25 protein-coding genes are annotated in these 25,249 nt (G+C 60.1%); 10 read left to right on the top strand and 15 right to left on the bottom strand.

The genetic code is table 11. The features are described 5' to 3' along the window. The first annotated feature begins 145 nt into the window (after positions 1–145). Positions 146–1,570: a peptidoglycan DD-metalloendopeptidase family protein gene (locus KVG85_RS22570; RefSeq protein WP_217865363.1), complete on the top strand. Its 1,425-nt coding sequence runs from the start codon at positions 146–148 to the stop codon at positions 1,568–1,570. A gap of 3 nt (positions 1,571–1,573) precedes the next feature. Continuing rightward, positions 1,574–2,665, top strand: coding sequence for an anhydro-N-acetylmuramic acid kinase (locus KVG85_RS22565; protein ID WP_217865094.1), 1,092 nt, complete (start codon positions 1,574–1,576; stop codon positions 2,663–2,665). 69 nt (positions 2,666–2,734) lie between these two features. Here the strand turns inward: KVG85_RS22565 and erpA are convergent, their stop codons facing one another. Beyond that, the gene (erpA, locus tag KVG85_RS22560; RefSeq protein WP_007918905.1) at positions 2,735–3,085 is read right to left on the bottom strand and encodes an iron-sulfur cluster insertion protein ErpA; all 351 of its coding nucleotides are present in this window, start codon (positions 3,083–3,085) and stop codon (positions 2,735–2,737) included. Between the two features lie 168 nt (positions 3,086–3,253). Beyond that, the gene (gene argC, locus KVG85_RS22555) at positions 3,254–4,288 is read right to left on the bottom strand and encodes an N-acetyl-gamma-glutamyl-phosphate reductase (RefSeq protein WP_056786719.1); all 1,035 of its coding nucleotides are present in this window, start codon (positions 4,286–4,288) and stop codon (positions 3,254–3,256) included. 134 nt (positions 4,289–4,422) lie between these two features. On the opposite strand from argC, the gene hemJ reads away from it, so the two are divergent. From hemJ to coq7, 6 genes are all read left to right on the top strand, one after another. Further along, complete coding sequence (hemJ, locus tag KVG85_RS22550) at positions 4,423–4,851, top strand: protoporphyrinogen oxidase HemJ (protein WP_016772928.1); 429 nt, start codon at positions 4,423–4,425, stop codon at positions 4,849–4,851. 33 nt (positions 4,852–4,884) lie between these two features. Next, positions 4,885–5,853: an NAD(P)H-dependent flavin oxidoreductase gene (locus KVG85_RS22545; protein WP_217865093.1), complete on the top strand. Its 969-nt coding sequence runs from the start codon at positions 4,885–4,887 to the stop codon at positions 5,851–5,853. 66 nt (positions 5,854–5,919) lie between these two features. Continuing rightward, on the top strand, positions 5,920–6,867 hold the full coding sequence (locus tag KVG85_RS22540; protein WP_217865092.1) for a DUF805 domain-containing protein: 948 nt from the start codon (positions 5,920–5,922) through the stop codon (positions 6,865–6,867). 61 nt (positions 6,868–6,928) lie between these two features. Next, positions 6,929–7,717 carry an SDR family NAD(P)-dependent oxidoreductase gene (locus KVG85_RS22535; RefSeq protein WP_122705753.1) on the top strand — a complete coding sequence of 263 codons (789 nt, stop codon included), beginning with the start codon at positions 6,929–6,931 and terminating at the stop codon, positions 7,715–7,717. A gap of 56 nt (positions 7,718–7,773) precedes the next feature. After that, positions 7,774–8,112 carry a histidine triad nucleotide-binding protein gene (locus KVG85_RS22530; RefSeq protein ID WP_110603586.1) on the top strand — a complete coding sequence of 113 codons (339 nt, stop codon included), beginning with the start codon at positions 7,774–7,776 and terminating at the stop codon, positions 8,110–8,112. A 196-nt stretch (positions 8,113–8,308) separates the two neighbouring features. After that, positions 8,309–8,956, top strand: a complete 648-nt coding sequence (gene coq7 / locus KVG85_RS22525; RefSeq protein WP_217865091.1) for a 2-polyprenyl-3-methyl-6-methoxy-1,4-benzoquinone monooxygenase — start codon at positions 8,309–8,311, stop codon at positions 8,954–8,956. Positions 8,957–9,067: 111 nt separating this feature from the next. Here coq7 and speD read toward each other — a convergent pair whose 3' ends face one another. Together speD and KVG85_RS22515 are read right to left on the bottom strand one after the other, a co-directional pair. Further along, positions 9,068–9,862 carry an adenosylmethionine decarboxylase gene (gene speD / locus KVG85_RS22520; protein ID WP_024014530.1) on the bottom strand — a complete coding sequence of 265 codons (795 nt, stop codon included), beginning with the start codon at positions 9,860–9,862 and terminating at the stop codon, positions 9,068–9,070. Between the two features lie 237 nt (positions 9,863–10,099). After that, entirely contained in the window at positions 10,100–10,522 is a 423-nt protein-coding gene (locus KVG85_RS22515) for an OsmC family protein (protein ID WP_016772921.1), read from the bottom strand. Between the two features lie 235 nt (positions 10,523–10,757). On the opposite strand from KVG85_RS22515, the gene crp reads away from it, so the two are divergent. Continuing rightward, positions 10,758–11,402, top strand: coding sequence for a cAMP-activated global transcriptional regulator CRP (gene crp, locus KVG85_RS22510; protein ID WP_041476679.1), 645 nt, complete (start codon positions 10,758–10,760; stop codon positions 11,400–11,402). A 9-nt stretch (positions 11,403–11,411) separates the two neighbouring features. Here the strand turns inward: crp and KVG85_RS22505 are convergent, their stop codons facing one another. From KVG85_RS22505 to KVG85_RS22490, 4 genes are all read right to left on the bottom strand, one after another. Further along, positions 11,412–12,113: a lipoate--protein ligase family protein gene (locus KVG85_RS22505; RefSeq protein ID WP_217865090.1), complete on the bottom strand. Its 702-nt coding sequence runs from the start codon at positions 12,111–12,113 to the stop codon at positions 11,412–11,414. A 127-nt stretch (positions 12,114–12,240) separates the two neighbouring features. After that, positions 12,241–13,077: an indole-3-glycerol phosphate synthase TrpC gene (gene trpC, locus KVG85_RS22500; protein WP_217865089.1), complete on the bottom strand. Its 837-nt coding sequence runs from the start codon at positions 13,075–13,077 to the stop codon at positions 12,241–12,243. After that, positions 13,074–14,123: an anthranilate phosphoribosyltransferase gene (trpD, locus tag KVG85_RS22495; RefSeq protein ID WP_016772917.1), complete on the bottom strand. Its 1,050-nt coding sequence runs from the start codon at positions 14,121–14,123 to the stop codon at positions 13,074–13,076. Before trpD ends, trpC begins: the two co-directional genes overlap by 4 nt. Positions 14,124–14,132: 9 nt before the next feature. Beyond that, on the bottom strand, positions 14,133–14,726 hold the full coding sequence (locus KVG85_RS22490) for an aminodeoxychorismate/anthranilate synthase component II (protein ID WP_041476683.1): 594 nt from the start codon (positions 14,724–14,726) through the stop codon (positions 14,133–14,135). A 407-nt stretch (positions 14,727–15,133) separates the two neighbouring features. Between KVG85_RS22490 and estP the strand changes: the two genes are divergently transcribed. Continuing rightward, complete coding sequence (gene estP / locus KVG85_RS22485; protein WP_217865088.1) at positions 15,134–17,041, top strand: esterase EstP; 1,908 nt, start codon at positions 15,134–15,136, stop codon at positions 17,039–17,041. Between the two features lie 171 nt (positions 17,042–17,212). On the opposite strand, the gene trpE is transcribed toward estP, so the two are convergent. From trpE to KVG85_RS22450, 7 genes are all read right to left on the bottom strand, one after another. Continuing rightward, complete coding sequence (gene trpE / locus KVG85_RS22480; RefSeq protein ID WP_217865087.1) at positions 17,213–18,694, bottom strand: anthranilate synthase component I; 1,482 nt, start codon at positions 18,692–18,694, stop codon at positions 17,213–17,215. 70 nt (positions 18,695–18,764) lie between these two features. Further along, entirely contained in the window at positions 18,765–19,583 is an 819-nt protein-coding gene (locus tag KVG85_RS22475; protein ID WP_101160848.1) for a phosphoglycolate phosphatase, read from the bottom strand. Next, positions 19,580–20,254: a ribulose-phosphate 3-epimerase gene (rpe, locus tag KVG85_RS22470; protein ID WP_007918813.1), complete on the bottom strand. Its 675-nt coding sequence runs from the start codon at positions 20,252–20,254 to the stop codon at positions 19,580–19,582. Before rpe ends, KVG85_RS22475 begins: the two co-directional genes overlap by 4 nt. Positions 20,255–20,368: 114 nt before the next feature. After that, the gene (locus KVG85_RS22465; protein ID WP_217865086.1) at positions 20,369–21,517 is read right to left on the bottom strand and encodes an iron-containing alcohol dehydrogenase; all 1,149 of its coding nucleotides are present in this window, start codon (positions 21,515–21,517) and stop codon (positions 20,369–20,371) included. A 287-nt stretch (positions 21,518–21,804) separates the two neighbouring features. Continuing rightward, entirely contained in the window at positions 21,805–22,629 is an 825-nt protein-coding gene (locus KVG85_RS22460) for an ABC transporter permease (RefSeq protein WP_122748123.1), read from the bottom strand. Between the two features lie 12 nt (positions 22,630–22,641). After that, a complete protein-coding gene (locus tag KVG85_RS22455) occupies positions 22,642–23,889 on the bottom strand; it encodes an ABC transporter permease (protein WP_217865085.1) in 1,248 nt (415 codons plus the stop codon). A 277-nt stretch (positions 23,890–24,166) separates the two neighbouring features. Next, positions 24,167–25,210, bottom strand: a complete 1,044-nt coding sequence (locus KVG85_RS22450) for an ABC transporter substrate-binding protein (RefSeq protein ID WP_016772907.1) — start codon at positions 25,208–25,210, stop codon at positions 24,167–24,169. Positions 25,211–25,249 lie beyond the last annotated feature (39 nt).

Genomic DNA, 25,249 nt, shown 5'->3' with positions numbered 1-25,249 from the left:
TGCCCGGCGCACGGACACCAATCCACAGACCCGAGGTCTGTAGACTTGCTTCAGCGATGATTTGGTTATATTTTATACAGTTATTTCATCTTCATCATGTCATTCATCTTTTCCAATTCATCTATTTCAAAGTCAAAAATTACCTATGACCACAGAACCGTCTAAAGCGCCCCCGCTTTACCCGAAGACCCACCTGCTCGCCGCAAGTGGAATCGCCGCCCTTCTCAGCCTGGCGCTGCTGGTATTTCCCTCCAGCGATGTTGAAGCCAAAAAGACGACTCTGAGTCTTGAACTGGAGAGTCCTGCTGAACAACTGACACAAGATCAAGACGCTGCTGATGCGACTCAAGCCACAAACGAGCCCGTAGCTTCGCCGTTCGCACAAATCGAAAACAGCGACGAAAACGCCGCGCAAACCGCTGAAACCGCGCCGGCACCTGTAGCCCCTGCTGAGAAACCAAAAGAGCCTGGGCACCGTGAGGTCGTGGTTTCCAAAGGCGATACGCTGTCTACCCTGTTTGAAAAAGTCGGCCTACCGGCAGCCTCCGTGCACGAAATACTGGCAAGCGACAAGCAAGCCAAGCAGTTCAGCCAACTCAAGCGCGGCCAGAAACTCGAATTCGAACTCAACCCGGAAGGACAGTTGACCAGCCTGCACAGCAAGGTCAGCGACATTGAAACGATTACTCTGACCAAGAACGATAAGGGCTATACGTTCAATCGTGTCACCGCCAAGCCAACCGTTCGCACTGCCTACGTCCACGGTGTCATCAACAGCTCACTGTCGCAGTCCGCAGCCCGCGCCGGCCTTTCTCACAGCATGACCATGGACATGGCCAGTGTCTTTGGCTACGACATCGATTTCGCGCAGGACATTCGTCAGGGTGATGAATTCGATGTGATCTACGAGCAGAAAGTCATCAACGGCAAGGCTGTCGGCACCGGCCCGATCCTGTCGGCGCGCTTCACCAACCGCGGCAAGACCTACACCGCTGTGCGCTACACCAACAAACAAGGCAACAGCAGCTATTACACTGCCGATGGCAACAGCATGCGCAAGGCCTTCATCCGTACGCCGGTTGACTTCGCCCGCATCAGCTCGAAGTTCTCCATGGGCCGCAAGCACCCTATCCTCAACAAGATCCGCGCGCACAAAGGTGTCGATTATGCAGCGCCGCGAGGCACGCCGATCAAGGCTGCCGGTGACGGCAAAGTGTTGCTGGCCGGTCGTCGTGGTGGTTACGGCAACACTGTGATCATTCAGCACGGCAACACTTACCGTACGCTCTATGGCCATATGCAGGGCTTTGCCAAAGGCGTGAAAACCGGTGGCAGCGTGAAGCAAGGTCAAGTCATTGGCTATATCGGTACAACTGGCCTTTCCACCGGCCCGCATTTGCACTATGAGTTCCAGGTCAACGGCGTTCACGTCGATCCGCTGGGCCAGAAGCTGCCGATGGCCGATCCGATCGCCAAGTCCGAACGCGCGCGCTTCCTCGCGCAGAGCCAGCCGTTGATGGCGCGCATGGATCAAGAGAAGGCCACCATGTTGGCTTCGAGCAAGCGCTAAGCCATGGCCCTGTATATCGGTGTGATGTCCGGAACCAGTCTCGACGGGCTGGACATCGCCCTGATCGAGCAGACCTCGGCGATCAAACTGATCGCCACCCACTACCTGCCAATGCCTGACTCCCTGCGCGCCGAGCTGCTTGGCTTGTGCGCCAGCGGCCCCGACGAGATCGCCCGCTCGGCGATTGCCCAGCAACACTGGGTCGAACTTGCCGCGTCGGGCATTCACACCCTCCTCGCGCAACAACAACTCAAGCCCGATGCCATTCGTGCCATCGGTAGCCACGGTCAGACCATTCGCCATGAGCCGGCGCGCGGGTTTACCGTGCAGATCGGTAATCCAGCCCTGCTGACTGAGTTGACCGGTATTACCGTCGTCAGCGATTTCCGCAGTCGCGATGTCGCAGCGGGTGGCCAAGGTGCGCCTCTGGTGCCAGCCTTTCACGAAGCGTTGTTTGAAGAGCGTACTGGTAACCAGGCAGTCTTGAATGTCGGCGGATTCAGCAATCTCAGCCTGATTGAGCCGAACAAACCTGTAGCCGGTTTCGACTGCGGACCGGGGAATGTTCTGATGGACGCCTGGATTCACCGGCAACGGGGCGAGAACTATGACCGGGACGGCAAATGGGCTGCGATCGGCAAGGTTGAACCAGCCCTGCTCACGGCACTGCTCAGCGACCCGTTCTTCGTCACCAAAGGCCCGAAGAGTACCGGCCGGGAAGTCTTCAATCTGCCATGGCTGGAACAGCATCTTTCGAACCTGCCAACCTTCGCAGCCGAAGACGTTCAGGCCACGCTGCTCGAACTGACGGCGCTGACCATCGTCGAGTCGCTACAAAGCGCTCAATCGGACACTCAGGAATTGCTGGTTTGTGGCGGCGGCGCTCACAACGCCACACTGATGAAACGTCTGGCGGATCTCCTGCCGAATACCGAAGTCGCCAGCACCGCAACTCACGGGGTTGATCCGGATTGGGTAGAAGCCATGGCCTTCGCCTGGCTCGCTCATTGCTGTCTCGAAGGCATCGCCGCCAATCGGCCAAGCGTCACCGGCGCTCGCGGCCTGCGCGTACTCGGCGCCATCTACCCGGTATAAGCTTCAGACACAAAAACGCCGCAGAACCGAAAGGCTCTGCGGCGTTTTGTTGTGTGCGGTGAAGCGCGATCAGATCGAGAACGACGACCCGCAACCACAAGTCGTGGTGGCATTCGGGTTCTTGATCACGAAGCGCGAACCTTCCAGACCTTCCTGATAATCCACCTCGGCACCGGCCAGGTACTGGAAGCTCATCGGATCGACCACCAGGCTCACGCCTTCGCGCTCGACGATGGTGTCGTCATCGGCCACGTCCTCATCGAAGGTGAAACCGTATTGAAACCCTGAACAACCGCCGCCCGTAACAAATACGCGCAGCTTCAAGCGATCATTCCCCTCTTCATCGACCAGGCTCTTCACCTTGTGCGCAGCACCTTGAGTGAATTGCAAAGCCGTGGGGGTGAAGGATTCGACGCTCATGCTGACTATCTCCCGGCGTTACGCCGCCATAATGCGTGATGACGCGCATTATCCGCTTGTCCTAGAAAATTGGTCAACTATTAGAGGAGCAGCGGCAAGCTTCAAGCGGTGAGCTTCAAGCTTGCCTCTGATCTCTTGTAGCTTGTAGCTTGAAGCTCGCAGCTGCTTTTAAGGCAGCATGCCGGCGTGTGACAGGCCGAAGCGCTCGTCCAGTCCGAACAGAATGTTCATGTTCTGCACCGCCTGGCCCGAGGCGCCCTTGACCAGGTTGTCAATCACCGAGAGTACGACCACCAAATCGCCATCCTGTGGACGATGCACGGCGATGCGGCAGACGTTGGCGCCGCGCACGCTACGGGTTTCCGGGTGGCTGCCGGCTGGCATGACATCGACGAACGGTTCGTTGGCATAGCGCTTTTCGAACAGTGCCTGCAGATCAACCGAGCGATCCGCTACTGTCGCGTAGAGCGTGGAGTGAATACCGCGAATCATCGGCGTCAGGTGCGGGACGAAGGTCAGGCCGACGTCCTTGCCCGCCGCGCGACGCAGGCCCTGGCGAATTTCCGGCAGATGACGATGACCTTTTACCGCATAGGCCTTCATGCTTTCCGACGTCTCGGAGTACAAAGAACCTACAGCGGCACCACGCCCGGCACCACTGACACCAGATTTGCAGTCGGCGATCAAACGCGATGCGTCGGCCAGACCTGCTTCCAGCAATGGCAGGAAACCCAATTGCGTTGCGGTCGGATAGCAACCCGGCACCGCGATCAGGCGCGCTTTCTTGATCTGCTCGCGATTGACTTCCGGCAGACCATAGACCGCTTCGTCCAGCAATTGCGGTGCGCCGTGTGGCTGGCCGTACCACTTGGCCCATTCATCAGCATCTTGCAGACGGAAGTCGGCGGACAGGTCGATGACCTTGGTGCCCGCCGCCAGCAGCTCGCCTGCCAAGGCGTGAGCCACACCGTGTGGCGTGGCGAAGAAAACCACGTCGCAGGCGCCAAGGGTTTTCACGTCCGGCACGCTGAACGCCAGCCCGTCATAGTGACCGCGCAGGTTCGGGTACATGTCAGCCACGGCCAGACCGGCCTCGGATCGGGAAGTGATGACGACCACTTCTGCCTGCGGATGCTGTGCCAACAGACGCAGCAGTTCGACACCGGTGTAACCCGTGCCGCCGACGATACCGACCTTGACCATAAACCTGCCCTCAACGAACCCACTGGAAAGCCGTCGATAATAGGGGCCGCGCGCGCCTGCGACAACCGCCAAGGTGACGCGCGGACGCTCAAGCCTCTACTATCTGGCTACCGTGAATGAGGGAATAACCAAAAATGCTCTATCTATGGCTCAAAGCGTTTCACATTGTCAGCGTCGTCTGCTGGTTTGCCGGGCTGTTCTACTTGCCGCGCCTGTTCGTTTACCACGCGCAAAGCACCGACACGATCAGCCAGGAACGCTTCAGCGTCATGGAGCGCAAGCTGTATCGCGGCATCATGGGCCCGGCGATGATCGCCACGCTGATCTTCGGTGGCTGGCTGATCTACCTCAACCCGAGCCTTTTCAGCCAGGGCGGCTGGATTCACGCAAAACTGACTCTGGTCGTTCTGCTGATCGGTTACCACCATATGTGCGGCGCGCAGGTAAAACGCTTCGCCCGTGGCGAAAACACCCGCAGCCATGTCTTTTATCGCTGGTTCAATGAAGTGCCGGTTCTGATATTGCTGGCTATCGTAATTCTGGTCGTGGTCAAGCCGTTCTAACTTCAACCAATACAGATCCTCGGGGTGTTCTCAATGTCGCTGCCCGCTCTGCTCGAACAACGTCTGCGTCTGCCCGTAGTAGCAGCGCCGATGTTCCTGATCTCCAATCCGGAACTGGTGCTCGCCTGCTGCCGCAACGGCGTGGTCGGCAGCTTTCCGGCGCTGAACCAACGCGAAAGCAGTGGGTTCAAGGCTTGGCTGGAACAGATCGAAGCGGGCCTGGCGGCGCTGGATAATCCGGCCCCTTATGCGGTGAACCTGATTGTTCACCACAGCAACCCGCGCCTTCAGGCGGATCTGGACATCTGCGTGGAGCATAAGGTGCCGATCGTTATCACCAGCCTCGGCGCGGTGAAGGAACTGGTCGACGCGGTGCACAGCTACGGCGGTCTGGTGTTTCACGACGTGACCACGCGGCGCCATGCCGAGAAAGCCGCTGAAGCGGGTGTCGACGGGCTGATTGCCGTCGCGGCCGGCGCCGGCGGGCATGCCGGCACCTGGAGTCCGTTTGCGCTGATTGCCGAGATCCGTGAGTTTTTCGACAAGACGCTGTTGCTTGCAGGATGTTTGAACCACGGCCATGAGATTCTCGCCGCGCAGCTGCTCGGCGCGGATTTGGCCTACTTCGGTACGCGATTTATCGGCACCACCGAAAGTCACGCGCCTGACGCTTATAAAGAAATGCTGCTGACAGCCAAGGCTGCTGACATCATTCATACTCCAGCGGTGTCGGGAGTGCCGGCCAGTTTCATGCGCCAGAGCCTGGAGGCGGCCGGTTTCGACATGGCGGCCCTGCAAGGCAAGGGCGAGGTCAATTTCGGCGACAAGCTCAAGCCGATCAACGATGAAGCCAAAGCCTGGAAGACCGTGTGGTCGGCGGGTCAGGGTGTTGGCCAGATTGGTGATCTGCCAAGCGTGGATCAGTTGATCGCGCGGCTCGACGCTGAATATCGTCAGGCCCAAGCGCGCGCTGCACAGTTGCCACAACGCTGGCCGCGCTGAAAAACATATCTGGCCAGTCCTGATCAGACTGGCTGCCAAATGAATCGCGACAAGGATGCCTCGGCCATGAGCGACACCCGTTACAAGATCGTCTTCGACGGCGCGCTACAGCCCGGCGTCGACCTCACCACCGCCAAACTGAATCTGGCGGATCTGTTCAGAAGCGATGTGGCCGCCATCGAGCGCCTGTTCAATGGCCGCACCGTCGCTCTCAAACGTGATTTGTCTCACAGCGATGCGCAGACGTATCTGCAGGCGTTGAACAAAACCGGGATCGATGCGCGGATCGAAGCGGAAACAGCCATCGAGCTGAATCTGGCGGATGTCCACGATAACCCTGCAGCGGTGGCGGAACCCGACTCGCCTTACGCCCCACCCCGCGCCAATGTCGGTGAAGCTCTGCCGCCGTTCGCCACGCTCAAGCCATTCAGCGTCGAAGGCCGGATCGGTCGCCTGCGCTTTCTGGCCTGGACCATGGTCTTGAGCCTGGTGACCCTGCCCATCGTCGGCGTATTCGCCTTGATTGCGTTGGGCTTGGTCAGCGGCGACTCGACTACCGGCCTGATCCTCGGCGGCATTCTTGCGGTCTTCCTGTTCCTCGGCTTCATGATCGTCAGCATTCTGTTCAGCGTTCAGCGCCTGCACGATATCGGCTGGTCGGGCTGGCTGTGGCTGTTGAATCTGGTGCCCTTCGTGGGCAGTTTTTTCCCGCTGGTGATCATGGTCGTACCCGGCAATGCCGGCGCCAACCGCTATGGCCCGCCGCCGCCACCGAACAGCACGGCGGTCAAAGTGCTGTGCTCGTTGTGGATCGTATTCTTCGCACTGATTTTTGCCGGCGGCCTGCTTGGCGGCTTCTCGGCTGTGCAGGAAGAATATGAAAGCAATCTGGAGAGCAGCTATGACAGCGGCTCGGTGACCACCGACGAAGTTGAGGTTGTCGAGCCGCCAGCGATTTCCTCCGACGAGGCAGCCGAACCGGCGCAGGCCCCTGTAGACTCTGCGCAAGAATGAACAGCGCTCCCTGCCGCGACAACCGCGTCGCCGGTGCGGAGCTGTTGCGATGGAGAACTGCATGACCCGTTACGCTCTGATCACCGGCGCTTCCAGCGGCATCGGCCTGGCCATGGCCGAAGCGCTGGCCCGGCGCGGCCGCAGCCTGATTCTGGTGGCACGACAGCGTGATCAGCTGGAAAGTATCGCCATCGAGCTGACCCAGCGTTTCGATGTCGAAGTATTGTTTCGCGCCTGCGACCTCGGCGAACCGTTGCGCCTGTCGGGCTTTTTGCTGGAGCTGGAAGAAGGCGACCGGCAGATCGATCTGCTGGTCAATTGTGCCGGCATCGGCACCTGCGGGCCGTTTCTCGCGCAAGACTGGATGACCGAGCAGGACCTCATCGAGGTCAATATCCTCGCCCTCACCCGCCTCTGCCATGCGCTGGGTAACAGCATGGCACTGCTGGGTGGCGGGCAGATCCTCAATGTCGCGTCGGTGGCTGCATACAGCCCCGGCCCATGGATGAGCACCTACTACGCCAGCAAAGCCTATGTGCTGCATTTTTCCGAAGCCCTGCGCGTGGAGCTCAAACAAAGCGGCGTGAAAGTCTCCGTGCTGTGCCCTGGCCCGACGCGCACACCGTTCTTCCGTACCGCACAGATGAGTAGCGAAAAGATCGAAAGCAGCCACTCGCTGATGAGTCCGGAAGAGGTCGCACTGCATGCCGTACGTGCACTGGATAAAAACCGCGCCATTATCATTCCGGGACGACGCAACCGCTGGCTGGCGTTCCTGCCGCGACTGGGTTCGCGCTGGCTCAATCGCACTATCGTCGGCATGATCAACAAAGCTTACTGCCCCCGCTAGGAACACGACTTCGAAGCGGTACACTCGATTCAGCCCAACTCAACGGAGAAACAGCAGTGGATACTCTGTTCACCAAGATCATCAACCGGGAAATCCCGGCCAGGATCATTTACGAGGACGACCAGGTTCTGGCCTTCCACGACATCGCCCCACAGGCTCCGGTGCACTTTCTGGTGATCCCGAAAAAACCGGTGCGCACGCTCAACGACCTGACCGAAGACGACAAGGCGCTGGCCGGGCACATTCTGTTCACCGCGCAGCGTCTGGCACTGGAGCTGGGCTGCGAAGAAGGCTTCCGCGTGGTGATGAACTGCAATGAACTTGGCGGGCAGACTGTCTATCACATCCATATGCACGTGCTGGGGCAGCGCCAGATGAACTGGCCGCCGGGCTGATTGGCGACAACCAACTGTGGGAGCGAGCCTGCTCGCGAAGGCGCCGTTACATTCAACACTTCAGTAGCCGATAATCCGCTTTCGCGAGCAGGCTCGCTCCCACAAAAAAGCCTGACCGCCCAGCAAGTGACCCAGCGCAAACCCTCGCCGGCCGATTCGGTTAAACTGACCGCCGAGATTCTTCCCGGAGGTCAGCATGACTACCCAACGTCACTACTCGCCCATAGACCGTCTGCTGCTGCAAGCCGATGCCGCGATGCGCACTCTGTTGCCCTCCAGTGGCCAGCCCTACCGCCCGTCGCCAGCGATTCTGCAGCCGGATACGCCACTGAGCGATGAAGACACCCGCCATGTCGCCGGTCTGATGCGCATCAACCATACCGGCGAAGTCTGCGCACAGGCGCTGTATCAGGGCCAGGCACTGACCGCCAAGTTGCCGCAGGTGCGCGAAGCCATGGAGCACGCGGCTGAAGAAGAGATCGATCATCTGGTCTGGTGCGAGCAGCGCATCCATCAGCTGGGTAGCCACACCAGCGTGCTGAATCCACTGTTTTACGGCATGTCGTTCGGCATCGGCGCGGTGGCCGGACTGATCAGCGACAAAGTCAGCCTTGGTTTCGTTGCGGCGACCGAGCATCAGGTCTGCAAGCACTTGAACGAACATCTGGAGCAATTGCCGGCAGAGGACGAGAAGTCCCGGGCGATTCTCGAGCAGATGCGCATCGATGAAGAACACCATGCGGAAAGCGCGTTGGATGCGGGCGGGTTTCGTTTTCCGGCGCCAGTGAAGTTCGGCATGAGTTTGTTGGCGAAGGTGATGACCAAGAGTACTTATCGGATCTGAGATCTGTGTCGGTGCTGATGACCTCTTCGCGAGCAGGCTCGCTCCCACAGAGGTTTTGTGTGCGGCATGAAAAAGGCGACCAGGAGGTCGCCTTTTTTGTTTCCGGGAATCTTAGGTCGGCATGTTGCGCGCGTAGAAGATTTCCAGCATTTCGTGTTTCACACGGTCGGTCACCTGGGCACGCTGCTCGGGCGAGAGGTTGCTGGTGGCGTCGCCGAACAGGTAGTTATCCAGTTCGAAGTTCTTCAGCAGCATTTTGGTGTGGAACAGGTTTTCCTGGTACACGTTCACGTCGGTCATCTGGTACGCGTCGCGGGTGTCTTCGGAGAGGTAGTTCTGGATCGAGTTGATCTCGTGGTCGATGAAGTGCTTGTTGCCTTCAACGTCACGGGTGAAGCCGCGCACACGGTAATCCACGGTCACGATGTCCGAATCGAACTGGTGAATGAGGAAGTTGAGCGCTTTGAGCGGTGAAATGACACCACAGGTCGACACGTCGATATCCACACGGAAGGTCGCAATACCGTCGTCCGGATGGATTTCCGGATAGGTGTGCACCGTGATGTGGCTCTTGTCGAGGTGGGCCAGAATGATTTCGGGCAACGGGCCCGGCGATTCTTCGATCTGGCTGTCAGTCGGGGTCACCGGCTCTTCCGAAATCAGAATCGTGACGCTGGCGCCCTGGGGTTCATAGTCCTGACTGGCGATGTTCAGGATGTTGGCACCAATGATCTCGACAACTTCTGTGAGAATCTGCGTCAGGCGTTTCGCGTTGTACTCTTGATTGATGTACTCAACGTAAGCCTGCTGGTCTTGCGGGGTTTCCGCGTAGCAGATGTCATAGATGTTGAAGCTCAAGGTCTTTGTCAGGTTATTGAACCCGTGGAGCTTGAGTTTGCTTTTCACCGTTAAAAACTCTCTATGTATGCGGCGCGGCCGCGTGATCAAGCATGCCCGTCAAGTGCGAACAACGCACCTGCGTAGGACGGTTAACACCTCTTCGCGATGGCGATTTTGGTTATCTGTTCAGGCGGATGACCTGTCGGCTGACCGATCACTGCCCTGAAAAAAGTGGCGCATTATGCAGACGTCAGCGGGGGATCGCCAGAGTCTGCACTGCTTTTATGATAGTTGAATGTCGGTTCAGCCGAGTTCAACGATTTCATAATCGTGGGTGATTGCCACGCCAGCCGCGCCGAGCATGATCGACGCCGAGCAATATTTCTCGGCCGACAGTTCGATGGCGCGCTTGACCTGAGCTTCTTTCAGGCCCCGGCCCTTGACCACGAAGTGCATGTGGATCTTGGTAAACACCTTCGGATCTTCAGTCGCACGCTCGGCGTCGAGAAAGGCTTCGCAGCTTTCAACGGCCTGGCGCGACTTCTTCAGGATGCTGACCACGTCGAAGTTGCTGCAACCGCCGACACCCAGCAAGAGCATTTCCATCGGGCGAACCCCGAGGTTACGGCCACCGGCATCTGGCGGGCCGTCCATCACCACGACATGACCGCTGCCGGATTCGCCGAGGAACATGGCTTCGCCAGCCCATTGGATGCGTGCCTTCATCGCCCAGACTCCACTGTAAAAAAAGGGTCGCCAGCTTAGCACAGCGCTTTGTCCCGACAGGAACGACGTCCTAGGACGGATGCTTTCTGGCTGTAGGTAATTTCTCGAATTTACGACGAAGTGTCTGGTAAGCTGGCGCCAATTCGCTGGCGCCAATTCGTCAGCCCTGTAGCGACCGCCTTCAGCGCCTCATAACAACTCAAACATCACCGTGCAGTCTTTTCGGGATACAACCATGGTTGCTATTACCCCCACACCCAAAATCAAAAACATCGACAAGCTGTTGATGCATTGCCAGCGCCGGCGTCATGCGGCCAAGAGCAATATCATCTGCGCCGGGGATCGCTCGGACACGCTGTTTTTCATCATCAAAGGCTCGGTCACCATCCTCATCGAAGATGACGATGGCCGCGAGATGATCATCGCCTACCTCAACGCCGGGGATTTCTTCGGCGAATTGGGTCTGTTCGAGCAGGCAGGTCAGGAGCAGGAACGCAGCGCCTGGGTGCGGGCCAAGGTCGAATGCGAAACCGCGGAAATCAGTTACGCCAAGTTCCGCGAGTTATCGCAGCAGGATCCAGACATTCTTTACGCGCTCAGCGGACAAATCGCACAACGCCTGCGCAACACCACGCGCAAAGTCGGCGACCTGGCGTTTTTCGACGTCACCGGCCGCGTCGCCCGCTGCCTGCTGGAGCTGTGCAAACAGCCGGACGCCATGACCCACCCGGACGGCATGCAGATCAAAGTCACCCGTCAGGAAATCGGTCGGATTGTCGGTTGTTCACGGGAGATGGTCGGCCGCGTGCTCAAGGATCTGGAAGAACGCAATCTGGTCGACGTGAAGGGCAAGACCATGGTGGTCTTCGGTACGCGCTAAGCCCGTACATCAGGCGCTGTAGATCTGCGCCAGCATCAAACGAAACAATTCATCGAGACGCGCCAGCGCCTGTGGCGCGTTGAATTTCTCATGCAGGGCGATGTGGCTTTGCGCCCTCACCCGCTGCTCCAGGCCGCAGGTTTCATTGAAGCGATTGACCGCGGCGACCATCGCTTCACGCTCGTCATCCATCAGCATTGCACCGTGCACCAGCCCCACCGGACGCTGGCCGCCCTGGCTCTGGCGCCAGCGCTGGGCGGTGCCGACCATCTTGCGACCGTCGAGATTGACGTTGAAACGGCCGTCGCAGAATGCGCCGTCGATTTCCCCGACTGACGACGTGCCACCCAACTCATCCAGCAACTGACAGATCGGATCGCACAGGCGGCGATAGCCGGTTTCGATGCGGTTCAGGTCGCCTTCACTGCGAGGCGGGGCATACACCAAGGCAATGTTGATGGTTGCAGCGGATTGCGGGACGGGCTCGCCGCCGGTCTCGCGCAACAGCACCGGCCAGCCAGCGGCAGCGGAGACTTCGCAGGCGTGGTCGAATTGCGCGAGACGGTTGAGGCGGCGCGGCATGACCAGCGCGCGGTCGGTGGGTTGCCAGAACAGCAGGCCGAATTCGGCGTCGCCAGCGCAGACCGAGGCCAGCAAGTCCTGTTCGGCTTGCAGGCCGGATTCGATGGTCAGGGGGGTTGGCAGCGACATAACAGGCTCCGGCAACATGGAAATCTCTAGCGGTTTCGATGGCCCCTTCGCGAGCAGGCTCGCTCCCACAGGGGGAAATGCATTCCAAATGTGGGAGCAAGCCTGCTCGCGAATGAGGTCGACTCGGTCAGTCGAGGGACGAACCACTGATCGGCACACCACGCTCCGGGAAAAACAGGCGCTGCAATTCAATCCCCGGATTTTCCGCGCGCATGAACGCTTCGCCGACCAGGAACGAATACACGTCGCTGATTTCCATCAGCTCAACGTCGGCCCGATTGAGAATGCCGCTCTCGGTGATCACCAGGCGATCGCGCGGGATACGCGGCAACAGGTCGAGAGTAGTTTCCAGGCTGACGTCAAAGGTGTGCAGGTTGCGGTTGTTGACCCCGACCAGCGGCGTGTCGAGGGTTTTCAACGCGCGCTCCAGTTCGTCACCGTCGTGCACTTCCACCAGGACGTCGAGACCGACGCCTCTGGCTACGGCGGCCAGCTCGGCCATCTTCACGTCGTCCAGTGCGGAGACGATCAACAGCACGCAATCGGCGCCCAGCGCGCGGGCTTCAACGATCTGGTACGGATCGATCATGAAGTCCTTGCGGATCACCGGCAATTTGCAGGCGGCGCGCGCCTGTTGCAGATAGGCATCGGCACCCTGGAAGTAATCGATGTCGGTCAGCACCGACAGACAGGTCGCCCCGCCCTTCTCGTAGCTCTTGGCGATGTCCGCCGGTACGAAGTCTTCGCGGATCACGCCTTTGCTTGGCGAAGCCTTCTTGATTTCGGCAATCACGGCCGGTTGTTTCTTCTTCGCTTGCGCCAGCAATGCCTGGGCGAAACCACGGGGTGCATCGGCCGCCTTGGCCAGACTTTCCAGCTCGCTCAGGCTGACCCGAGCGCTGCGCTCGGCGACTTCCTCAACCTTGCGCGCCAGAATGTTTTCCAGAACCGTCGGTACACTCATCCTTCATTCTCCACTTTGAATACCGCGGTAAAGGCACCCAGCTCCTCGAGCTTTTCCCGAGCGAGGCCGGTGTGCAGCGCGTCGTGCGCCAGCTCCACACCCTGTTTCAGACTGCTTGCAAGGTCGGCGGCGTACAGCGCCGCACCGGCATTGAGCACAATCATCTCGGCAGCTTTCTGACCGTTTTCGGTTTTGCGCTTGCCGAGGGCATCGCGGATCAGCGCCAGCGACGCTTCCGGACCTTCGACGGACAGGCCGTGCAGGCTCTGACTCTTCATGCCGAGGTCTTCCGGTTCGACCCAATACTCAGTGATTTCGTTGTTTTTCAATTCAGCGACAAAGGTCGGCGCGGCGAGGCTGAACTCATCCAGGCCGTCCTTCGAGTGCACGACCAGCACGTGTTTGCTGCCCAGTCGCTGCAAGACTTCGGCCAATGGCCGGCACAGCGTCTGGGTGAACACGCCGACGACCTGATGTTTCACACCGGCCGGATTCGTAAGCGGGCCAAGCATGTTGAACAGCGTGCGCAGGCCGAGTTCGCGGCGCGGGCCGGCGGCGTACTTCATCGCTTTGTGATGGGTCTGGGCGAACATGAAACCGATGCCGACGTTGTCGATGCAGCGCGCGACTTGGACCGGAGTCAGGTTCAGGTAGATGCCGGCAGCTTCCAGCAGATCGGCGCTGCCGCTCTTGCCGGACACCGCGCGGTTGCCGTGCTTGGCCACGGTGCAACCGGCCGCTGCGACAACAAAGGAAGATGCGGTCGAGACGTTGAAGATATTCGCACCGTCACCGCCGGTGCCGACCACATCGACCACGCCGTCGAGGGTTTTCAGCTCGACCTGATCGGCCAGCTCACGCATCACCGACACCGCGCCGACGATTTCGTCGATGCTCTCGCTCTTCATGCGCATGGCCATCATGAACGCGCCGATCTGCGCTTCGGTGCACTGGCCGGTCATGATCTCGCGCATCACATCGCGCATCTCATCGGTGCTGAGGTCGAGGTGTTCGACGATACGGCTGAGGGCTGTCTTGATATTCATGGGAAGTCCTTAGCGCGTGCCGCCGGTTTGTTTGAGGAAATTGGCAAACAGTTCATGACCCTGCTCGGTGAGGATCGACTCGGGGTGGAACTGTACGCCCTCGATGTTCAGGGTCTTGTGACGCAGGCCCATGATCTCGTCGACCGAGCCGTCATCGTGCTGGGTCCACGCGGTCAGCTCGAGGCAATCGGGCAGGCTGTCATGCTTGACGATCAGCGAGTGATAGCGGGTAACAGTGAGCGGATGATTGAGGCCGGCGAACACGCCCTTGTCCTCGTGGAATACCGGGCTAGTCTTACCGTGCATGACCTGGCGGGCACGCACCACATCACCGCCGAAGGCCTGGCCGATGGACTGGTGGCCGAGGCAAACGCCGAGGATCGGCAGCTTGCCGGCAAAGTGCTTGATCGCGTCGATGGAAACGCCCGCCTCGGTGGGCGTGCATGGCCCGGGGGAAACCACGATGCGCTCGGGATTCAGCGCTTCGATTTCGGCGATGGTCAGCTCGTCGTTGCGCACCACTTTGACCTCGGCACCCAGCTCGCCGAGGTATTGCACAACGTTGTAGGTAAAGGAGTCGTAGTTGTCGATCATCAGCAACATGGCGTTTCGAACCTCTTGAATTCTGACTTGATGACAGCCTTCAGATGACTTGCCCGCAGGGCGCTGCGCGATGTCGGACGCGCACAGGGCGCCAGCACAGCGGCATTTCAAACAGACAAGGAAGGCAAAGCGATACAGATCCGGCGGAGCCGGCAGAGAAGATTCAGGCGCGCCAACGCCAGCGGGCGTGTGCCTTGATGACTTGATCCAGAAGTTTGCTGGTGATCAACACGGGGAAGGTCTCGTTCATACGTTCCGGCACAGTAACTTAGCTGGGCGGAGCGTGCAATATGGCGGGGCCTGCGGGTTATAAAACGGCAGAGGGATTCGCGACCGATGGCAAAAGGCCGAAAGTTTTTGGTACTGTCGTTTCGTTCACCTACAACAATAAATAAACGGACTTGCTCATGATCAGACAGACGTTGTTTGTACCGCTGGCCAGCTGCTTGCTCGCACTCGCCTGCGCCCAGGCCAATGCAGCGCCCAATCCTTATTCGAGTTTCATCGTCTTCGGCGACAGCCTCAACGATGCCGGCACCTTCGCCGACACGGGCGGCCCGGCGGGCTCCACCGAGCGTTACACCAACCGTACCGGGCCGGTGTATCAGGATGGCAGCGGCGAAGTTTTTTCATTGAATTCCACCCAGTTGCTTGGCGGCCGCCTGGGCTTTTCGCCCGACCAGACAGCCTCTTCCAGCTCAGCGGTGCGCGCGGAAAACGGCCAGCCCGACGGCAACAATTGGGCGGTCGGCGGCTATCGCACTGACCAGATTCTCGACTCGATCACCAGCCAATCGGCCACCGGCGAACGCACCCGCGCCGGTTACCTGCCGTCGAACGGCTTTCGCGCCGACCCGAATGCGCTGTATTACATTTCCGGGGGCGGCAACGACTTCCTCCAGGGTCGCATTCTCAGCCTGCCCCAGGCCAACGCCGCAGCCGATCGACTGGCCGACAGCGTGCAGACCCTGCAGACCGCCGGCGCCAAATACGTGATGGTCTGGCTGCTGCCCGACGTGGGCCTGACACCCGCTCTGAACGGCACGCCGCTGCAAGCGTTCAGCAGCACCCTCGCCAACCAGTTCAACAGTCAGTTGGTGACGCGCCTGCAAGGCATCAACGCTGAAGTCATTCCGCTGAACATTCCGGTGCTGCTCTCGGAAGTCTTCGCCGACCCGGGACGCTTCGGTCTGGCCACCGATCAGAACCTCACCGCGACCTGCTTCAGTGGCAATAACTGCCCGGAAAACGCCCGCTACGGGATCAACAGCGCCACGCCGGATCCGACCAAACTGATCTACAACGATGGCGTACACCCGACCGAATCCGGGCAAAAACTGATCGCCGATTATGCCTATTCGCTGTTGGCTGCGCCGTGGGAATTGAGCCTGCTACCGGAAATGGCCCACGGCACCGTGCGTGCACATCAGGATGAATTGCGCAACCAATGGAAGGCAGACTGGGAGAACTGGCAAGCGGTCGGCCAATGGCGCGCGATTGTCTCGGCCGGCGGACAGCATCTGGATGTCGACAGCCAAAGCAGCGGCGCCAGTGCCGATGGCAACGGTTACAACCTCAACGTCGGCGGCAGCTATCGCCTGAGCGAGGCCTGGCGCGTGGGCGTGGCGGCCGGTCTGTACCGGCAGAATCTCGAGGCCGGGCACAACGATTCCGACTACAAACTCAACAGCTACATGGCCACCGCGTTCGCCCAGTTCCAGCAGAACCGCTGGTGGGCCGACGCGGCGCTGACCGGCGGCAAACTCGACTACGACAACCTCAAGCGCAAGTTCGACCTCGGCGCCAGCGAGGGCGCGGAGAAAGGCGATACCGACGGCAGTCTGTGGGCGTTCAGCACGCGCCTGGGCTATGACATTGCGCAACCGGGCAGCCAATGGCATCTGTCGCCGTTTGTCAGCGCCGATTACGCCAGTGTCGATGTCGACGGTTACTCGGAGAAGAGCAACCGCGCTACGGCGCTGACCTTCGATGACCAGAGCCGCGATTCGAAACGCCTGGGCCTGGGCATTCAGGGCAAGTACAACTTCACCGCGCAAACCCAGGTGTATGGCGAATACGCCCACGAGCGTGAGTACGAAGATGACGTGCAGAAGGTCAACATCGCGCTTAACACCCTGCCGGCCAATGACTTCACCCTTGAAGGCTACACACCGGCAAGTCACCTGAACCGCTTGAGCCTGGGTGTCAGTCACAAGCTGACGGCGGATCTGGCGCTGCGTGGCGGTTATACCTTGCGCAAGGATGATGACTTCAAGCAGCAGGGAGTGAATGTCGGGGTTGTGCTGGATTTCTGAATCGTAGATGCAAAAAAGCGGCGCCTGACAGGCGCCGCTTTTTTTATGCCTCAACACAAAACCCGATGTGGGAGCGAGCCTGCTCGCGAAAGCGCTGGGTCAGTCAGCATCAACGGTGACTGACTCACCTCTTCGCGAACACGCTCGCTCCCACATGGGAAATTGCGTGGATCAGGCGTCCGGGGTCTGCTCGGCCAGGGCCACGGCGCGGAACATCGCGCGGCGTTTGTTCAGGGTTTCTTCCCATTCCAGCGCCGGCACCGAGTCGGCGACGATGCCGCCGCCAGCCTGCACATGCAGCTCGCCGTTCTTGATCACCGCCGTGCGAATGGCAATGGCGGTGTCCATGTTGCCGTTCCAGGCGAAGTAACCGACCGCGCCGCCGTACACACCGCGCTTGACCGGCTCGAGTTCGTCGATGATTTCCATCGCGCGAATCTTCGGCGCGCCCGACAACGTACCCGCCGGCAGAATCGCTCGTAGTGCGTCCATCGCGGTCAGGCCCGACTTCAACTGGCCGGTGACGTTGGAGACGATGTGCATCACATTGGAATAACGCTCGATGACCATTTTCTCGGTGAGCTTCACCGAACCGATTTCCGAAACGCGCCCGGTATCGTTGCGGCCCAGATCGATCAGCATCAAGTGCTCGGCGATCTCCTTGTCATCCGAGAGCAGGTCCTGCTCCAGCGCCACATCGGCTTCTTCGGTGGCGCCGCGTGGGCGCGTGCCGGCGATCGGGCGCACGGTGATCAGATTGTCTTCGACGCGCACCAGCACTTCCGGTGAACTGCCGACGACGTGGAAGTCGCCGAAGTTGAAGAAGTACATGTACGGCGTCGGGTTGAAGCAACGCAGCGCGCGATACAGATCGATCGGCGCAGCCTTGAAGTCGATCGACATGCGCTGCGATGGCACCACCTGCATGCAGTCGCCGGCGAGGATGTATTCCTTGATGGTGTCGACGGCTTTTTCGTAATCGTCCTGAGTGAAGCTCGAACGGAACACCGGATCGGCCGATTGCTGTTTGCTGAAATCCAGGCCACGACGCGGGGTGATCGGCTGACGCAGTTGCTCGAGCAGTTCCTGCAAACGCGCCTGACCTTGCTCGAAGGCATCGGTCTGCGCAGGGTCGGCGAGGACGATCGCGTGCATCTTGCCGGCCAGGTTGTCGAACACCACAACGGCGTCGGAAACCATCAGCAGAATGTCCGGCACGCCCAGCGGATCCGGGTTCGGGCATTTGCCCAGACGCTTCTCGACATAGCGCACACAGTCGTAACCGAAGTAACCGACCAGTCCACCGTTGAAGCGCGGCAGGCCGGCGATGGTCGGCACGTTGTAGCGCGCTTTGAAGGTTTCAACGAAGGCCAGCGGGTCTTCGACGTCATGGCTTTCGGTCTCGACGCCATCGACGGTGATGCTGACGTGATGGTCGTGGACTCGCAGCACGGTGCGGCACGGCAGGCCGATGATCGAGTAACGGCCCCATTTCTCACCGCCCTGCACCGATTCGAGCAGGTAGGAGTTGGGCTGATCGGCCAGTTTCAGGTAGATCGACAGCGGCGTGTCGAAGTCGGCCAGGGTTTCGCAAGCCAACGGGATGCGGTTGTAGCCGTCAGCGGCCAGACGCAGGAATTCATCGCGATTCATAAGGTGCCTCGTGGTGTGAGGTGCAATCAGTCAGGTATGCAAACGCGCCGGCAGGGCCGGCCAGAATCAGTCAGGCGCGCCAACGCCAGCGGGCCAGGGCCTTGATGACTTTCATCCAGAGTTTGCGGGTGACCACCACGATGGCGTTTCCAGAAGGGGGTTGAACAGCGTCGGGCAACGTTATCCCACCGGCCAGATCCAGGCAACCGGGAATTAGTTTGCGCAAATCGTCGATCACCAGTGCCGGCGATTCCTCGGCAATCGGCCGGCCATGGTTGTAGCCATAACTCAGCGCGACACATTTGACCCCCGCTGCTTTCGCCGCCTGCACATCACTGCGCGAATCACCGACGAACAACGATTGCGAGGCCGGAATGTTGGCCATTTTCATCACGAAAAACAGCGCCGCCGGGTCAGGCTTCTTCTGCGGCAGGGTATCGCCGCCGATGATCCACTTGAAGTAGCGCCCGATCTTCATCTGATCGAGCAGCGGCGCGACGAAGCGCTCGGGCTTGTTGGTGATCAGCGCCATGGCCACGCCTTGTTTGTGCAGCCACTTGAGCGTGTCGCGCACACCGGGATAGACCACGGTCAGCTCATGGCTGGCGCCGTACGCCTCCATGAAAATCTCCAGTGCGCGCTCGGCTTCAGCGTCATCCACCGCCGAATGATCGATGCTACCGGCCAAGGCCCGACGCACCAGCACCGGCGCGCCATTGCCGACCCATTCGCGCACTGCTTCGATGCCCGCCGGCGGACGGCCGAGGGAGAGCAGCATGGTGTCCACCGCCGCCGCCAGGTCGGGAACCGAATCGATCAGCGTGCCATCCAGATCGAACATCACCAACCGTGGCAGTTGCCCCGGGAACAGCTGCTCAAAACCGCTCATGGGCGCGCCAGTGCCAGTTCGGAACGCATCTTGTCGATGACTTCCTGATAGTTCGGCGCGTTGAAAATGGCCGAGCCGGCGACGAAGGTGTCAGCACCAGCAGCGGCAATTTCGCGGATGTTGTTGACGTTGACGCCGCCGTCGATTTCCAGGCGGATGTCGCGGCCCGAGGCGTCGATGATCGCCCGCGCTTCACGCAGTTTGTCGAGGGTGCCGGGAATGAATTTCTGCCCGCCGAAGCCCGGGTTGACGCTCATCAGCAGAACCATGTCGACTTTGTCGATCACGTACTTGAGCACGTCCAGCGGAGTCGCCGGGTTGAACACCAGACCGGACTTGCAGCCGCCTTCACGGATCAGCTGCAGCGAGCGATCGACGTGCAAAGTAGCTTCGGGGTGGAAGGTGATGTAGGTCGCGCCGGCTTCGATGAAGTCACCGACGATGCGGTCCACCGGGCTGACCATCAGGTGCGCGTCGATCGGCGCGGTGACGCCATACTTGCGCAGCGCCGCGCAGACCATCGGGCCGATCGTCAGGTTGGGCACGTAGTGGTTGTCCATGACATCGAAGTGGACGAAGTCGGCGCCGGCGGCGAGAACGTTGTCCACTTCCTCGCCGAGGCGGGCGAAGTCGGCGGAGAGGATCGACGGAGCAATTACGAAGGGCTGCATGACGCACCTGTGCTGAGCTAAATCACGATGGCGCGCATTGTATACCTCAAGTTTCCACGCGCGCACCGGGACCGCGATGATTGGGTTGTGCCATGAGCCCTCAGCGACCGCGCCTCAGTAGGCCGCGCGGTAGATCTTCTCGATGTCGCCGGCGCTGAGCTTGCGCGGATTGTTGCGCATCAGCCGCTCGATGTCGGCGGCCTCCACCGCCATCGCTGGAATTGCTTCTTCAGGCACGCCGAAACTGCGCAGCCCGGCAGGGATTTCCACCGCCGCGCACAGGTCGGTCATGGCCTGCACGGCTTTGTCCGCAGCTTCGCTGGCGCTCAGATGAGCGGTCTTCACGCCCATGGCTTCGGCAATATCCTGCATGCGTTCGACACAGGCCATTTTGTTCCAGGTCATCACATAGGGCAGCAGCAAGGCGTTGCTGACGCCATGGGCAATGTTGAAGCGCCCGCCCAGCGGATACGCCAGCGCATGCACCGCACCGACCCCGGCGTTACCGAACGCCATGCCGGCCATCAGGCTGGCGGTGGCCATGTCTTCGCGCGCTTGCAAATTGGCGCCGTTGGCGTAGGCCTTGGGCAGAGCGCTGGCGATCAGCTTGATTGCGCCGATGGCGAGGGAGTCGGTGATCGGCGAGGCGTTCACCGACAGATAGGATTCGATGGCGTGCACCAGTGCATCGACACCACTGGCGGCGGTGACGCTGCGCGGACAGGTCAGAGTCATTTGCGGACTGACCAGCGCCACGTCCGGCAGCAGATAGTCGCTGACGATGCCTTTCTTCAACTGCGCGACCTTGTCCGAGAGGATCGCCACATTGGTGACTTCAGAGCCAGTGCCGGCGGTGGTCGGGATGGCAATCAGCGGCGGGCCTTTGCGCGGCACCTGATCGACGCCGAACAGATCTTCCAGCGCACCGTGGTAACCGGCGTAGGCGGCGACACTCTTGGCGATGTCGATGGCGCTGCCACCCCCGAGGCCGATCAAACCGTCATGCCCGCCTTCGCGATAGGCGCGCATGCAGTCTTCGACGATGGCGATTTCCGGATCGGGCAGCACACGGTCGAAAATCTCGTATTCGCGCCCGCCGAGTTGCACCAGCGCCAGCTCGACAGTACCGGACTTGACCAGCGCGGCGTCGGTGACGATCAACGGGTTGTCGATGTCGAGGCGGGTGAGTTCGGCAGCCAGTTGCTCGATGGCTGCGGCGCCGGTGATCAGTTTGTGAGCGATTTTAAACTGGGACAGACTCATGGTGCGCAGCCTCTTATAGATGTGGGAGCTGGGCACAAGATTAGCTGGGGATTTGGGGTTGTCTGCTATTCAGGGTGTGAATGGTTGATCGGATAGGAAGATCAAGAGCCCCTCACCCTAACCCTCTCCCGGAGGGAGAGGGGACTGACCGGGTTGTACTCTCGAAATACATCGACCTGAATTACCGAGTCGAACTCCGGCCGCGAAAGCCACCAAGATCTGCTCCCTTCCCCCTCGCCCCCTCGGGGAGAGGGCTGGGGTGAGGGGGTAAGCTTTTGATCTTGATTTTAGATCTGGGCAGTACGCAGCTTCTCGCTGCGCCCCCGCAACCATTCCAGCGTCAGCAGCAGAATCACCGAGAAAGCGATCAGCAACGTCGCCGCAGCGGCAATTGTCGGGCTGAGGTTTTCGCGAATCCCGCTGAACATCTGCCGAGGCAATGTCGCCTGCTCGGGTCCGGCAAGAAACAGCGTCACCACCACTTCATCGAAAGAAGTGGCAAAGGCAAACAGCGCCCCGGAAATCACTCCCGGCGCAATCAGCGGCAAGGTCACCCGGCGGAATGCAGTCAGCGGCGATGCACCGAGACTCGCAGCAGCACGCACCAGATTGTGATTGAAGCCCTGCAACGTCGCCGACACGGTGATGATCACAAACGGCACACCCAATACCGCATGCACGACGATCAGCGAGAAGAAGCTGTTACCCAGCCCCAGCGGCGCGAAGAACAGATAACTCGCCACGCCGATGATCACCACCGGCACCACCATCGGTGAAATCACCAGCGCCATCACCAGTGACTTGCCTGGGAAGTCGCCACGGGTCAGGCCGATCGCCGCCAGCGTGCCGAAGATCATCGCCAGCACCGTCGCCGCCGGGGCGACGATGATGCTGTTCTTCAGTGCACGCATCCATTCCGCCGAGGCGAAGAAGTCGTGGTACCACTGCAGCGAGAAACCTTGCAGCGGATAGACCAGGAAACTCCCCGAGTTGAACGACAGCGGAATGATCACCAGCACCGGCAGGATCAGGAACAACAGGATCAAGCCGCAGAGGATCCGCAGGCTGTAGAACCACACCCGTTCGATGGGCGACATGTAAGGACTCAGCATCGCAAATTCCCCTTAGCTCAGGCGCAGGCGACTGGCGCCGACCAGCCAGCTGTAGATCAGATAAAGCACCACGGTCGCCAGCAACAGCAGCCCGCCGAGCGCAGTGGCCATGCCCCAGTTGATGCTGGTGTTGGTGTAGAAGGCGACGAAGTAACTGACCATTTGGTCGTTCGGGCTGCCGAGCAGCGCCGGGGTGATGTAGTAGCCAATCGCAAGGATGAACACCAACAGGCAGCCGGCGCCGACACCAGCGTAGGTCTGCGGGAAGTACACCCGCCAGAAGCTGGCGAACGGATGGCAACCGAGGGAAATTGCCGCGCGCATGTAGGTCGGCGAGATGCCTTTCATCACGCTGTAGATCGGCAGAATCATGAACGGCAGCAGAATGTGCACCATCGAGATGTATACGCCGGTGCGGTTGAACACCAGTTCCAGCGGTTTATCGATGATGCCCATGGCCAGCAGCGCACTGTTGATCAGACCGCCGGATTGCAGCAGCACGATCCACGCGGCGACCCGCACCAGAATCGAGGTCCAGAACGGCAGCAACACCAGGATCATCAGCAGGTTGCTCTGCCGCGAAGGCAGGTTCGCCAGCAGATAAGCCAGTGGATAGGCGAGCAGCAGGCAGATCACGGTGATGATCAGGCCCATCCAGAACGTGCGCGCGAAGATGTCGAGGTAGATCGCCTGATCCGGGGTGGCTGGAGCCAGTTCGCCGAGGTCATCGATACGGTGATCGACCGCCGCCAGCAGGTAATACGGAGTGATGCTGCTGGTGTTGCGTTTCACCGCTTGCCAGTAGGCCGGGTCGCCCCAGCGTTCGTCGAGCGCTTCCAGCGCTTCTTTATAAGAAGCCGGTTCGCTGGCGAACGGCAGCGCCCGGGCGGTTTTGGTCAGCAGGCTGCGGTAGCCGGCCAACTCCATGTTCAAGCGCTTGGACAGATCGCCCAGCGTCTGGTTTTTGCGGGCTTCGGCGAGGTCTTCGCTGGCAGCCTTGTACACCGGCTCAGCGGGCAGACCACGACCGTCCCAACTGGCGATGGCGGTGACAGTGCGCGGCATGCCGCCAACCACTTCCGGGTTGCCGACGCTTTTATAGAGCAGCGCCACGATGGGCACCAGAAACACCAGCAGCAGAAACAGCACCAGCGGCGCAATCAGCGCCTGGGCTTTCCAGCGGTTGACCCGCTCGGCGTGCTTGAGCTTCTGCTTCAAGGTGGGGCTGGCGCCCTCGTTCAGGGGAACGGCGATGGCCATGACGTACTCCGCAAATCTTTGATCGTTACAGAGGTGGCGAACCACCTCTGTTGCGTTGAAACACTGCTACCTGTGGGAGCGAGCCTTCCTGTGGCAGCGAACCTTTGTGGCGAGGGGATTTATCCCCGTTCGGCTGCGCAGCAGTCGTAAAACCTGAGAATGCGGTTTACCTGACCCACCGAGCGGGTATGGCTTCGGGGCTGCTTCGCAACCCAACGGGGATAAATCCCCTCGCCACAAAAGCCCCCTTGCCATCTCCATACAGGTAAAACAGTGGTTATTTCGCCGCCCAGGAATTGAAGCGCTGTTCCAGTTGCTCGCCGTTATCAGCCCAGAAGCTGACGTCGATCTGCACCTGGTTGGCGATGTTTTCCGGGGTGGTCGGCATGTCTTTCAGGACATCCTTGGCCAGCAGCGGCACGGCTTGGGTGTTGGCCGGGCCGTAGGCGATGTTTTCCGAGTAGGTCTTCTGCTGCTGCGGCTGCACCGAGAAGGCAATGAACTTCTTCGCCGCTTCGGCGCGCTTGGCGTCCAGACCTTTCGGGATGGCCCAGGCGTCGAAGTCGTAGATGCCGCCGTTCCACACCACTTTCAGGTTGGATTCTTTCTGCACCGCAGCGATGCGACCGTTGTAGGCCGAACTCATCACCACGTCGCCGGAAGCGAGGTATTGCGGCGGTTGTGCACCGGCTTCCCACCACTGAATGCTTGGCTTGAGCTCATCGAGTTTCTTGAAGGCGCGATCCTGGCCGCCCTTGCTCGCGAGCTCTTTGTAGACGTCTTTCGGCGCGACACCATCGGCCATCAGCGCGAACTCGAGGGTGTACTTGGCGCCTTTGCGCAGGCCGCGCTTGCCCGGGAATTTCTTCGTGTCCCAGAAATCCGCCCAACTGGTCGGTGCGGTTTTCAGTTTGTCGGCGTTGTAGGCCAACACGGTCGACCAAACGAAGAAGCCCACGCCGCACGGCTGAATGGCGCCCTTGACGTAATCTTCGGTCTTGCCGAACAGCGCAGGATCGAGCTGCTCGAACATGTCTTCGTCGCAACCACGGGACAGCTCCGGCGATTCAACTTCGACCAGATCCCACGACACACTCTTGGTGTCGACCATGGCTTTGACCTTGGCCATCTCGCCGTTGTATTCGCCGGCAACGATCTTGCCATTACCCGCCGCTTCCCACGGTGCATAGAAGGCTTTGACTTGCGCCGCCTTGTTCGCCCCGCCAAACGACACCACGGTCAAGTCCGGGCCGGCAGCCATCGCGCCGGTCGCACCCATCAGGCCCAGAGTCAGGGCGGTGAACTTCAGGGATCTCAACATTTATTGTTCTCTCCACGTGCAGGGTTGGTGTTGGTATTG

Source organism: Pseudomonas triticicola, from assembly GCF_019145375.1.
Classification (GTDB): Bacteria; Pseudomonadota; Gammaproteobacteria; order Pseudomonadales; family Pseudomonadaceae; genus Aquipseudomonas; species Aquipseudomonas triticicola.
Note: the sequence above shows the minus strand (reverse complement) of the source record. Positions and strands in the feature narration are given on the sequence as shown.